This is a genomic window from Exiguobacterium sp. AT1b (assembly GCF_000023045.1).
Taxonomy (GTDB): domain Bacteria; phylum Bacillota; class Bacilli; order Exiguobacteriales; family Exiguobacteriaceae; genus Exiguobacterium.
On sequence record NC_012673.1, the window covers coordinates 2929566 to 2941981 of the forward strand.

Annotated in this window: 11 protein-coding genes; 10 read left to right on the forward strand and 1 reads right to left on the reverse strand. The window is 47.4% G+C overall.

Annotated elements, in window-relative coordinates; all coding sequences use genetic code 11:
* The first annotated feature begins 39 nt into the window (after positions 1-39).
* The 6 genes from EAT1B_RS15140 to EAT1B_RS15165 all read left to right on the forward strand — a co-directional run bounded on the left by EAT1B_RS15140 (position 40) and on the right by EAT1B_RS15165 (position 8176).
* Positions 40-2232, forward strand: coding sequence for a DNA translocase FtsK (locus EAT1B_RS15140; protein WP_015881440.1), 2193 nt, complete (start codon positions 40-42; stop codon positions 2230-2232).
* Between the two features lie 401 nt (positions 2233-2633).
* Positions 2634-3353, forward strand: coding sequence for a GntR family transcriptional regulator (locus EAT1B_RS15145; RefSeq protein ID WP_015881441.1), 720 nt, complete (start codon positions 2634-2636; stop codon positions 3351-3353).
* Positions 3354-3483: 130 nt separating this feature from the next.
* Positions 3484-4569 carry a BMP family protein gene (locus EAT1B_RS15150; RefSeq protein WP_031421732.1) on the forward strand — a complete coding sequence of 362 codons (1086 nt, stop codon included), beginning with the start codon at positions 3484-3486 and terminating at the stop codon, positions 4567-4569.
* Positions 4570-4632: 63 nt separating this feature from the next.
* On the forward strand, positions 4633-6159 hold the full coding sequence (locus EAT1B_RS15155) for an ABC transporter ATP-binding protein (RefSeq protein ID WP_015881443.1): 1527 nt from the start codon (positions 4633-4635) through the stop codon (positions 6157-6159).
* On the forward strand, positions 6156-7220 hold the full coding sequence (locus EAT1B_RS15160; RefSeq protein WP_015881444.1) for an ABC transporter permease: 1065 nt from the start codon (positions 6156-6158) through the stop codon (positions 7218-7220). The genes EAT1B_RS15155 and EAT1B_RS15160 overlap by 4 nt, the downstream gene beginning before the upstream one ends.
* Positions 7217-8176, forward strand: coding sequence for an ABC transporter permease (locus EAT1B_RS15165; protein ID WP_015881445.1), 960 nt, complete (start codon positions 7217-7219; stop codon positions 8174-8176). The genes EAT1B_RS15160 and EAT1B_RS15165 overlap by 4 nt, the downstream gene beginning before the upstream one ends.
* A gap of 159 nt (positions 8177-8335) precedes the next feature.
* On the opposite strand, the gene EAT1B_RS15170 is transcribed toward EAT1B_RS15165, so the two are convergent.
* Positions 8336-8584, reverse strand: a complete 249-nt coding sequence (locus EAT1B_RS15170; protein ID WP_015881446.1) for a ferredoxin — start codon at positions 8582-8584, stop codon at positions 8336-8338.
* Between the two features lie 142 nt (positions 8585-8726).
* Between EAT1B_RS15170 and EAT1B_RS15175 the strand changes: the two genes are divergently transcribed.
* The 4 genes from EAT1B_RS15175 (at position 8727) to EAT1B_RS15190 (ending at position 12395) form a co-directional block, all read left to right on the forward strand.
* The gene (locus EAT1B_RS15175) at positions 8727-9749 is read left to right on the forward strand and encodes a helix-turn-helix domain-containing protein (RefSeq protein WP_015881447.1); all 1023 of its coding nucleotides are present in this window, start codon (positions 8727-8729) and stop codon (positions 9747-9749) included.
* Entirely contained in the window at positions 9733-11160 is a 1428-nt protein-coding gene (locus EAT1B_RS15180; protein ID WP_148209515.1) for an ATP-dependent DNA helicase RecQ, read from the forward strand. Before EAT1B_RS15175 ends, EAT1B_RS15180 begins: the two co-directional genes overlap by 17 nt.
* A gap of 41 nt (positions 11161-11201) precedes the next feature.
* Positions 11202-11402 carry a hypothetical protein gene (locus EAT1B_RS15185; protein ID WP_015881449.1) on the forward strand — a complete coding sequence of 67 codons (201 nt, stop codon included), beginning with the start codon at positions 11202-11204 and terminating at the stop codon, positions 11400-11402.
* Between the two features lie 129 nt (positions 11403-11531).
* The gene (locus EAT1B_RS15190; protein ID WP_015881450.1) at positions 11532-12395 is read left to right on the forward strand and encodes a MerR family transcriptional regulator; all 864 of its coding nucleotides are present in this window, start codon (positions 11532-11534) and stop codon (positions 12393-12395) included.
* The last annotated feature ends 21 nt before the right edge of the window (positions 12396-12416 follow it).

Genomic DNA, 12416 nt, shown 5'->3' on the forward strand with positions numbered 1-12416 from the left:
TCATCTGACTTTTGCCTTCTTTTTTTAGGAGGAACTGATGTGGCTCAAAAAACAAGAAAGACTCCCGTAAAGCGAAAGCGACCAGCGACGCGAAATACGAGGAACCGTAAAAAACAACCGATTGCGCCACGTACATATGGGTGGGGCATCTTTGTCCTCGCCATCGTCGCATTCGTATTTGCCTTATTTGATTTAGGGTGGATTGGTCAACAGTTGTCCGATTTATCTGTCTATCTTTTCGGAGGATGGGATGCGCTCACTTACTTGATGATGGCTGTCTTGTTATGGATTGTCCTCACTCCGATGAAGCCGATGCGACGAACGGGACTATTCGCGATGCTCGCCTCGTTCTTACTATTTGGAGACTTACTTTGGGGAGAGGCGAGGGGTGGCATCAATGGCACTTTCTATAACTTGAATCAATATTTATTCTCTGACTTCGGGATTGTCTTCTTAGGAATCGTCTGCTTCCTCGTCGGTGTCTCGCTCTATGCCCCAACGATTTGGGGAACGCTCTATCATCGAATGCAGGAATCCGTCACGGCCGTCAGAAAAGAATGGCAAGCCAGACCGAAAGTGGAAAAGCAGCAAGAGACGAAACGAACGCGCAAGACGTCACCTCGTCCAAAACAAGAGGAAACGCAGCCGGACGCGGAAATAGAGTCAGATGTGGTCACGATGCAAGACATTCCAATCGTCGGGTTTAGTGAAAAGGTCGTAGCGGAAAAAAGTGAGAAGAACAATCAGACTCGAACGGATTCTTCGGAAGTCGATTCCACGATCACGACCGAGGAGATGATGATGACTGCGGCCCAAGATGTCTCGGATACATACGAACTTCCGCCATTCTCGAATTTGAAAGAACCCGTCATTACGGATTTGTCTGGTGAGAATGCGCGATTGAAAGAAAATGCATCCAAGCTTGTAAAGACGCTTAAGTCATTCGGAGTCGGTGTCAAAGTGTTGAAGATCCACCTTGGTCCAACCGTCACGAAATATGAACTACAACCAGATATCGGTGTGAAGGTCAGTCGCATCACCTCATTGAGTGATGATTTGGCATTGGCGCTGGCTGCAAAAGATATTCGGATTGAAGCTCCGATTCCCGGTAAAGCCGCAATTGGTATTGAAGTACCGAACCAGGAGGTCGCACCGGTATGCTTACGTGAAGTGCTAGAGGCAGAACCGGTGAAACAAGATGACTCGAAGCTGCTCGTCGCACTCGGTCGTAGTATCAGTGGCGAGACGGTTGGGATCTCGCTCAACAAAATGCCGCATTTGCTTGTCGCAGGATCGACAGGGTCTGGGAAATCCGTCTGTATCAATGGCATGATCGTGTCACTCTTGATGCGTTCTCGACCCGATGAGGTCCGACTTATGATGATTGATCCGAAGATGGTCGAGTTGAACGTCTATAACGGTGTGCCACACCTGTTGACACCGGTCGTCACCGATCCGAAAAAAGCCGCACAAGCACTGAAGCAGGTCGTCGCAGAGATGGAACGACGATATGAACTGTTCAGTCGATATGGAGTTCGCAATATCGAAGGGTACAATGAACTCGTCGATCAGTCAGATGACGAGGATGCGAAACGTTTACCGTTCATCGTTGTGATCGTCGATGAATTGGCGGACTTGATGATGGTCGCATCAAATGACGTCGAAGATGCCATCATGCGACTTGCACAAATGGCACGTGCTGCCGGCATTCACATGGTCCTCGCGACACAACGTCCATCTGTCGACGTCATCACAGGCGTCATCAAGGCGAACATTCCGTCCCGCATCGCTTTCGCCGTCTCATCGCAAACCGATTCAAGGACCATTCTTGATGGCGGGGGAGCAGAAAAACTGCTTGGACGCGGTGACATGTTGATGCTTGCGAACGGAATGAACAAGCCGGTCCGTGTACAAGGTGCATTCGTCTCCGATCAAGAAGTCGAGACGGTCGTCAATCATGTCATCGCGCAGCAGCGTGCGCAATATGTGGAAGCGATGATGCCAAAAGAAGAAGAAGTGACGACGATTGACTCGGATGATTCATTGTTCGGAGAAGTCGTGCAATTCATCGTGACACAAGAGACGGCATCTACTTCGATGATTCAACGTAGATTTCGAATCGGGTATAATCGTGCCGCCCGTTTGATTGACTCACTTGAGGAAGCGGGGTATGTCGGTCCGTCAGAAGGTTCAAAACCGAGGAAAGTACTCATTCAAGAACAAGAAGAATAATCACAAAAACGAACGATTATATATCGATATATATAATCGTTCGTTTTTTAATACTGTATATACGATATAATAATATTCGCTCTATTCTGAGATGTTCGCTATAATATAAATGTAATATAGCACATATGTCCTATATCCCGAATTGGTACATACTTTTAAAAAGCGCTGAAACGCTTACATTTTTTAATAACGTTTACATTTTACAAAAATTTTTCAATGGGGTTGAAAATGAGTAAAATGGACTCAAAGGTACGGTTCGACATGTTCCGAAAAAATATTTCCTTGATTCCGAACAAAAACTATTGCGTTCTAATTCTCGAATCCCTATACTTAATATTGGCAAGGACATTCATACGTCAGATGTCTGAGCACTGGTAAGTAAATTAAAGGTGGTGAGGCCAATGTCGATTAAGCTCGATCATCGATTGCTCTATCTTCGAGTGATTGAGAAAATTAAGCAAGATATCGACGCTGGTGTCTATCGTGAAGGGGAAAAATTACCTTCAGAATTTGAACTTTCGAAGCAACTTGGAGTCAGTCGAGCGACACTTCGCGAAGCGCTCCGAATTCTCGAAGACGAGAAATTTGTCGTGCGAAAGCATGGGGTAGGGACATTTATCAGTTCTAAACCGCCATTCACGTCAGGGATTGAAGAATTGTTCAGTGTCACTGACATGATCACACGAGCGAAGATGACACCAGGAACGAAAGTATTGGTGGCCGAGAAAGTGTTGGCAACAGAGAGAGAAGCCGAGCGTCTCAAGATTGAGCCGAACTCACCGATTTATCGAATTGTTCGAATTCGATATGCGGACGACACACCGGTTGTGTATTGTGTCGATAAAGTGCCGGCCCATCTCGTCTCAAATCCTGAGGCATTGACTGAAGGGAAATCGTTGTTTGATTCTCTGGAACAAGAGGTAGGACGTCGAGTCGCTTATGCGATCACGCACATCGAACCGAGTGTCAGCGCTGAAATCTCGTCACAACTTCAGACGGACCAACCGTTACTCGCTTTAAAACAATTGCATTATGATGAGAGTGATTTACCATTACTCGATTCGGCCAACTTTTTCCGTGCTGATCGATTCGACTTCCATGTCGTACGTAAACGAGTTTAAACGAGCAGTTTCTGGACGGAAGAGTTATTTTTGGGGAACAGCGTGAAAGCGCTTTCTTATACCGGTGTAAAGACTACTGATAACATGACAACAAAATTTGTTATGAACCGAAAGGGGAAACACGACGATGATGAACAAAAAGAAAACGATTCTCTCAGCTTTAGCAGCAGGACTCACACTCTCTACAGTACTCGCAGCATGTGGTGGAGATGACAACGAAGGCTCATCTTCAAACGGTGAAGGCGGCGAAGGCGGCGACTTCAAAGTTGCAATGGTAACGGATACTGGTGGTGTTGATGACAAATCATTCAACCAATCAGCATGGGAAGGTCTTACGAAGTTCGGTGAAGATAACAGCTTGACTGAAAACGAAGGATACAAATACCTCCAATCTGCTAAGCAAGCGGATTACCAGCCAAACTTGCAACAATTGGCTCGTGACAACTTCAACTTGATCTACGGAATTGGCTTCTTGATGGCTGAAGACGTTCAAAAAGTTGCTGAGCAGTTCCCAGACAACAACTTCGCAATCGTCGACATGGTCGTCGATGCTCCAAACGTTGCTTCAATCACGTTCAAAGAGCAAGAAGGTTCATTCCTCGTTGGTGTCATTGCAGGTCTCTCGACGAAATCAGATAAAGTTGGTTTCATCGGTGGGGTAGAATCAGACTTGATCAAGAAGTTTGAAAACGGATTTAAAGCGGGTGTCATGGCTGTAAACCCTGACGCAACAATCGACGTGAAATATGCTGAAGACTTTAACTCAGCTGAAAAAGGAACTGCGATTGCATCAGGTATGTATGGTTCTGGATCGGACATCATCTACCACGCAGCTGGTGGTACTGGTGTAGGGGTATTCACAGAGGCTAAAAACCGTAAGAAGAACGGCGAAGAAGTTTGGGTAATCGGGGTTGACCGTGACCAGTACGAAGAAGGTCTTCCAGAAGACGTAACATTGACTTCAATGGTTAAACGTGTCGATACAGCTACTTATGAAGTATCGAAACAAACGATGGACGGAGAGTTCCCAGGTGGCGAAATCATCGAGTTCGGTTTGAAAGATGACGGTGTCGGCATCGCGGAAACATCTGACAAGCACGTTTCACAAGAAATCCTCGACAAAGTTGAAGAGTACCGCACTCAATTGGTTGACGGAGAACTTACTGCACCAGCAACTGACGCTGAGTTCGAAGAGTTCATGAAAAACGTAAAATAATTCATTTGAGTATAGGGGGGACCCACGTGGTCTCCCTTTACTTAAAGTTAGGGGTGAACTTCCTTGGAATATGTAATTGAAATGCTAAATATTCGCAAAGAGTTCGGTACGTTCGTCGCGAACGACAATATCACACTCCAATTGCGTAAAGGTGAAATCCATGCGCTTTTAGGAGAAAACGGGGCCGGGAAATCAACGCTCATGAACGTGTTATTTGGTCTCTATCAGCCTGAAGGTGGAGAGATTCGCGTACACGGAAAGAAAGTGGATATTGAAAATCCGAACATCGCCAACGAACTTGGAATTGGAATGGTCCACCAACACTTTATGTTGGTTGAAAAATTCACAGTCACTGAAAACATCATTTTGGGTCTTGAACCGAAGAGTGGGGTCACGATTGATCGTGCCACAGCTCGGAAGAAGGTCATGGACATTTCAGAGCAATACGGACTAAAAATCGATCCTGATGCGAAGATTGAAGATATTTCAGTCGGTATGCAACAGCGTGTAGAAATTCTGAAGACGCTTTATCGCGGAGCAGATATTTTGATTTTTGATGAACCGACGGCAGTGTTGACACCACAAGAGATTCAAGAACTTATCCAAATTATGAAACGTCTGATTGCTGAAGGTAAGTCGATCATCTTGATCACGCACAAGCTGAAGGAAATCATGCAAGTCGCGGACCGTTGCACAGTCATTCGTCGTGGGCGCTATATCGGCACAGTCGAAGTGGATGAAACGGTGAATGAAGACAGTCTTGCAGAGATGATGGTCGGACGCGAAGTTAACTTTGATGCAGAATATTCGAAAGCCGATCCACAACAAGTCGTTCTCGACGTTCAAAACCTCGTCGTCAAAGACAGTCGCGGTTTAAGAGTCGTCGAAGGATTGGACTTGCAGATTCGCGCCGGAGAAGTACTTGGAATTGCCGGGATTGACGGCAATGGTCAGACAGAATTGATTGAAGCTATCTCTGGGTTGAAAAAGCCGGAGTCCGGTAAAGTCCTGCTCAATGGAAAAGATGTGACGGGACACACGCCGCGTAAGATGACCGAGGCAGGAATCGGACACATTCCTCAAGACCGTCATAAACATGGTCTCGTACTTGATTACTCGATTCGTGACAACATGGTACTTCAAACGTACTATAAAGAACCATTCTCGAAACGAGGTCTCATGAATTATAAGGCTGTTGCTGAGAAGGCGAAGGCGTTGATTGAGAAGTTTGACGTCCGAACTCCATCAATTGATGTTCCAGCTCGTGCTCTCTCGGGAGGGAACCAACAGAAAGCGATCATCGCACGTGAAGTCGATCGCTCACCAGATTTACTCATCGCCGCTCAACCGACTCGTGGTCTCGACGTCGGTGCGATTGAATTTATTCACGAGCAGCTTATTAAAGAACGTGAAAAAGGACGTGCCGTCCTACTCATTTCGTTTGAGCTAGATGAGATTTTACACGTATCCGACCGTATTGCTGTTCTCTACGAAGGGAAAATTGTAGGGATTCGTGATCCGAAAGAGACGACGGAACAAGAACTTGGCTTCTTGATGGCCGGCGGTCAGAGAGGGGACGAAACAGAATGAAAAAATTAAGTTTAAACCAACTTCTCATTCCATTCCTATCCATCATTTTAGGACTGCTCGTCGGGGCCATCGTCATGTTGATTGGTGGATACGACCCAGTTCAAGGGTTTATCTCATTATTTGAAGGAATGTTTGGTAGTCCGTATGCCGTCGGTGAAACATTACGTGCTGCAGCCCCGCTCATCTTCTCGGGTCTTGCGGTTGCATTCGCCTTCCGTACAGGACTATTCAACATCGGGGTAGAAGGACAAGTGTTGATCGGCTGGGTCGCAGCCGTTTATGTAGGGATTAACTTCGACTTACCGATGTTCATCCATTTACCGCTCGCGCTCCTCGCGGCAATGGTCGCAGCTGCAATTTGGGCGTTCGTTCCTGGATTCTTGAAAGCGAAATTTTACGTGCATGAAGTCATCACGTCAATCATGATGAACTATATCGCGCTATACACGACGAACGCGATTTTGCGTAGCGTCATCGGCGTAACGAACGAGCGTACAGAGTCAATCAACGACTCGGCGTCTCTCGCCTCGCCATGGCTCGAAGAGTTGACGACGTATTCACGTCTTCACTGGGGTGTGCTTGTCGCAGTACTTGCGGCAATCGTATACTACTATATCCTTCAACGTACGACACTCGGTTATGAGTTACGTGCCGTCGGATTCAACAAACATGCATCACAATACGCAGGGATGAGCGTCAACCGTAACATCGTCCTATCGTTCGTCATCTCTGGTATGTTCGCCGGTCTCGCTGGTGCGATGGAAGGTCTCGGAACATTCGGCAGTATGACCCTCTCGGCATCGTTCACTGGTGTCGGATTTGACGGGATTGCCGTCGCCCTTCTTGGTGCGAACACTGCGATTGGTGTCATTTTAGCAGCGATTCTCTTCGCAGGGTTGAACATCGGTGGATTGGCGATGCAGCTCGGTGCGAACGTACCATCTGAGCTCGTCAAAGTCATCATCGCAGCCATCGTCATCTTTGTAGCGTCTGGATATGCGATCAACTATGTCGTTGAGAAACTTAAAGGAAATCGTAAGAAAGGAGTGGAGAAAAAATGAACTTCTTAGAAGTCCTTTATATCGTCGTTCCGGTTGCGCTTGCCTATGCGACTCCACTCATTATCGCAGCACTTGGTGGAATCTTCAGTGAACGTTCTGGTGTCGTCAACATCGCCCTTGAAGGAATCATGGTCATCGGTGCCGCGACAGGAATCATCACGACGCTCACCTTGACTGATTTAGGTGTTGGTGCCTCTAGCCCATGGATTGCCTTGCTTGTCGCCATGGTGGTCGGCGCGTTGTTCTCCCTCTTCTTGGCCGTTCCTGCCATCCTTTGGCGTGCGGACCAGACGGTTCTCGGGGTGGCGATCAACATGCTCGCTATCGGTCTCGCCATCTTCGTCGTTCGTGTTCTTTACAACAAAGGGCAGACGGACTTTATCGAGTACCGGATCGCGAAAGAAAATGTACCCTTTTTATCCGATATTCCTGTGTTGAAGATGTTCTTTATCAACGTCCAATACACGTCGTTCGTTGCGATCGCCTTGGCGTTCGTCGTCTGGTTCGTCATCTTCAAGACGCCGTTTGGACTTCGTCTTCGTTCGGTCGGTGAACATCCGATGGCCGCTGATACGATGGGAATCAACGTCACGAAAATGCGCTTCATGGGCGTCATGCTCTCTGGTGCATTTGGTGGTCTTGCCGGAGCGGTTTATGCTGTGACGGTCACGACGAACTTCAGCGGAACGACCATCGTTGGTCAAGGGTTCTTGGCGATTGCCGCAATGATTTTCGGTAAATGGAATCCGCTCGGAGCGCTTGGTGCCGGATTGTTCTTTGGATTCGCTCAAGCCCTTTCGATCATCGGAAGCAACTTGCCGGTCATCAATAACGTGCCGCAACTCTTGCTCTTGATTGCACCATACGCGCTCACGATTCTCGCTCTCGCTGGACTCGTTGGTCGTGCGGATGCGCCGAAGTCAGTCGGTATCCCATATATTAAAGGGAAACGTTAATTCGAGATAGGACATATGTCCATTTCATCCAGGTTGTTTGGTGCTTAAGCCAAACAACCTTTTTTGATATACTTGTCTAGAGATGCCATGATTAGACTAGGTTACATGCGAAAACACAAAAAAGACATATCAGTCACAGGACCGATATGTCTTTCACGATTATTCGAATTTTAAAGCGTCGCCGTCAAACGACTCGTCCGCAACTTTGATCGAGTCTGTCGGACAACCCTCGAATGCATCCATCATGTCTTCGTATAGCTCATCTGGGATTTCAACAGTACCTGTGTTGTCATCCATCAAGTTGAACGCAAGACCTTCATCATCATAATCGTAAATATCTGGTGCTGCCGCGCCGCAAGCTCCGCATGCGATACATGTATCTTTATCGACGATTGTAAATTTTGCCATGATAATAACCCTCCAAACGGTTCGTTTCTCTTAGAAATCATTCTACTGACTATGAGTAATTGTAGTCTACATACCCAATTATTTCAATGAGGAAACGAGCGTCTTTTTGGTAGGATAATGATTTTTTTAAGGAAGTGACGATTTGGTTCATTTAGCGGATGGAGTTCTACTGCTGGCCATTAAACGATTAAATGGAGAACGGAGTGAGCGAAGTCTCTACCATGTCCTGAATGGGAAGCGCTCGGCCACGACGCTACAGGACGCATTTTTTTATGACTTAGAGCCTCTTTTTGGACAGTTTCCACAAACGACTTATTCGTATGAATCTGTCCTGAAACAACTTGAGAAACGAGGATGGCTCGACCGTAAACGATTCAGATTGACAGAGGCGGGAGAAATGCTGGCTTCACCTGAATCGGTCGAGCAACTATTCAATCGGTTGGGCGGGGAACGCCGTGATTTTAATGCGACGACGTGGAAACGCTTGAGTTTATTCGTGCAGACGTTCATGTCAAAAGAACATGCCCGGACATTCTATCCGGTACAAGCTGATCGTCCGGCAGAGCAATGGGTCAAGCAGTTGTTACATCTTGATCGAGATTGGAAAGCGCTCATGCGAACGTTTCATCAAGAGATTGAACAAGCACTTGAACAAATCGGGGACCCGTATGCGACGGCCGTCGTCTATCGATTCACAGGAGCGTTTGAGACGGGTCTGACGTATGAACAAATCGCCAGCCTGCTTCATGTTGATGCCGAGACGGCTCGTTTGTATTTTTTGGCCGGATGGAACGAACTGTTGATGGTCTTGCCGGATGATGCCAAACTACGGGGATTTACGTACGGCTTATCGACGGACCGGATGACCTATTCAGCACGTGAGTCATATGAGTTGTTCTTAAAGGGATACACGTTCCAACAGGTTCAAGCGAAACGGCGTTTACGTACGAGTACGATTGAAGACCATGTCGTCGAGATGGCGATGTATTTAGAAGTCTTCCCGCTCGAACAATTTGTACCGATGGAGGATGTGGTCACGATTGAAGAGTTGCGACATCCGGATAGCTGGGCGTTGAAACCAGTATTTGAGAAAATGGGGCGTGTCAGTTATTTTCAAATTCGACTCGTCTTCGCCAGACTGAAACGAGGTGAGAGTTTTGTATGAAGCGACATTAAAACGAGTGTTCGGGTATGAATCGTTTCGCCCTGGGCAACGCGACATCATACATGCCGTGATCGAAGGGCAGGATGTATTGGCCGTCATGCCGACGGGGGCGGGAAAATCGCTGACGTTCCAACTTCCTTCTTATATTAAAAATCAAGGGCTCACGGTGATTGTCTCGCCATTACTCTCACTCATTGAGGACCAGATGCTGCATATACGAGAACGGGGAGAGCGTGGTGTCGCTCGTTTGACGTCGATGGAATCGGCTGAAGAGAAGCAGGACATCATCAACCATTTGAAACGTTACCGTTTTTTATATCTTTCACCTGAACAATTGGCCGTTCCTTATGTGACGCGTGCTCTGGCGAATGTGAAAATTCAAATGCTCGTCATTGACGAGGCGCACTGTATCTCACAATGGGGGCATGAGTTCCGTCCTGAGTATGCGCGTTTAGGTGAGTTGCGAAAACAGATTGGGAGTCCCCAGTGTATGGCGGTCACGGCGACGGCGCCAGAAGGCGTGAAACAGGACATCATTGAAAAGCTGGCACTGTTCTCACCTGAACAATTCGTCCACTCTGCCAATCGTCCGGAAATCCGATTGTTGGTTGAACGGTTGGAAAAGGAGAAGAAACTTGAGCGATTGAAAGAGTTGATTCGAGAGATTCCAAAACCTGCAGTCGTTTACACGGCGACCCGTCGCGAGGCAGAGGCGTTAGCCTTTGAGCTAGAGGATGCATTGTTTTACCATGGAGGCATGTCTACGGAAGACAGGCGACTCGTGCAGTCCCAGTTTTTACGGGACGAAGTGTCGGTCATGGTATGCACGAGTGCGTTCGGGATGGGTGTGAACAAAGACAACGTCCGTTCTGTCGTTCATTTTCAGTTGCCAGCAACAGTCGAGGCATACATGCAGGAAATCGGACGAGCGGGACGTGACGGGCAACCCGCATTCGCGGTCCTTCTATATGCCGATGGCGACGAACGCATCCAGCAATTTTTAATCGACGGGCAGTACCCGAAAGACGAGGACATGCGACTAGCCTACTTTGAACGTGAGAACGGGACGTCAATCGCGCAACTACCAAGGTTGTTACGCATGAATGAAGAAGACCCGAAGTTTCTCCTGCTGAAGCAATTGTTGACAGAACGTTCGCTTCAAGAAGCACTCGATTGGGTAAAGGAAAGAAAGCGTGATCGGTATCGTCAACTCGGACAGATGATGGATTATGCCCTCATCCGGACATGCCGCCGCGATTACTTGCTTCGTTATTTTTCCGAACAAACGGTCGACCAAGAAGAATGCTGTGATGTTTGTGGGCCGATTCCGTTCCCTGATACACCGCAAATCGTCCGAAAAAATGTGACAGAATGGAAAATTCGGTTGACGCAAATCTTTTCCTTTGAATAATATCATAGTAAAATGATAAAAAAGGTAAAGGAGGGCATACGTTGCGACATCGGAATCAGGCGGATTCTTTACGCGAGCAATTGGCGGACACGTTGCCGTCTCGAGCTGAGAGGCAAGAGGGCGAACGGAAGAGGAAGTTAAATGATAACTGGATGAAGCGCCCGTTGGCGATGACATTAACCTTCGCCATGCTAGCGATTATTCTCATTTTCATATATATCGGGCGACACGCCATATTTTAAACGAGGTGCGAACAGAGTTCGCATCTTTTTTTATTCTTAAAAAATTCTCGATTGCACAATAAAAGGGGTAAACCTCTTGCGTTGAGGATATACTTATATCATAAGAACGAGTAAGAGAGGAGGGCGGAGATGCCGAAATACTCCATCAAGACCGTGGCGACCTTGACCGGCGTCAATCCGACGACGATTCGCGCTTGGGAACGTCGCTATCAGTTTATCGTGCCGAGCCGAACGGAATCCGGTCACCGCCTGTATTCAGATCAGGATGTTGAAAAAATCAAATGGGTCGTGGACAAGCAGAAAGAAGGGCTTTCTGTCTCACAAGCCATTCAACAACTTCATCAAGCGCCTGAGCCAGAACCGACAACGACCAAACTGTACGATGAGGAGTTGAAAGACGGGCTACTCCATGCGTTGCTCTCATTTGATGAGCGGACAGCCCATGATTTGATCAACCGTGCGTTTAATACGTTCAGTTTTGAAAAAGTGACAAAGGATGTAATTGGACCACTGCTCATGGAAATCGGTTCACGATGGGAGAATGGCTCGATTACCATCGCCCACGAGCATTTCGCCACGGCATTTTTACGAGCGCGGCTTTCGACGCTGTCCCTTCAGATGCCGATGAACCCCTTCCTGCCACGTATCACGTGTGTCTGTGCACCTGGGGAGATGCATGAGATCGGATTATTGTTTGTCACGCTCTATTTGCGTCAACATGGATACGACGTCATCTTTTTGGGAGCGGGTTTCCCGAAAGAAGATTTGAGTAAAGCGTTACATGATATCGACACGTCTTGTCTCATCTTCGCATGTACGTTGACTGAGCATATTCCGAACTTGTTAGAGGCAATGGATTATATTCAAAACGAGCATCCTGACTTAAAAATCGGTGCCGGTGGATATGCGGTCAGCCTGGAGAGAGGTCGATTCAATGGGTCATTTCTTGGCGACACTCCTGAAGAGTGGACAAAATGGTTATCAACTATTTGACACGGGATGAAAACGGGAGTA

Coding starts and splice junctions, on each gene's coding strand:
- EAT1B_RS15145 (WP_015881441.1), top strand. CDS start 2,634: ATGTCGATTAAGCTCGATCATCGATTGCTCTATCTTCGAGTGATTGAG.
- EAT1B_RS15150 (WP_031421732.1), top strand. CDS start 3,484: ATGAACAAAAAGAAAACGATTCTCTCAGCTTTAGCAGCAGGACTCACA.
- EAT1B_RS15160 (WP_015881444.1), top strand. CDS start 6,156: ATGAAAAAATTAAGTTTAAACCAACTTCTCATTCCATTCCTATCCATC.
- EAT1B_RS15165 (WP_015881445.1), top strand. CDS start 7,217: ATGAACTTCTTAGAAGTCCTTTATATCGTCGTTCCGGTTGCGCTTGCC.
- EAT1B_RS15170 (WP_015881446.1), bottom strand. CDS start 8,584: ATGGCAAAATTTACAATCGTCGATAAAGATACATGTATCGCATGCGGA.
- EAT1B_RS15190 (WP_015881450.1), top strand. CDS start 11,532: ATGCCGAAATACTCCATCAAGACCGTGGCGACCTTGACCGGCGTCAAT.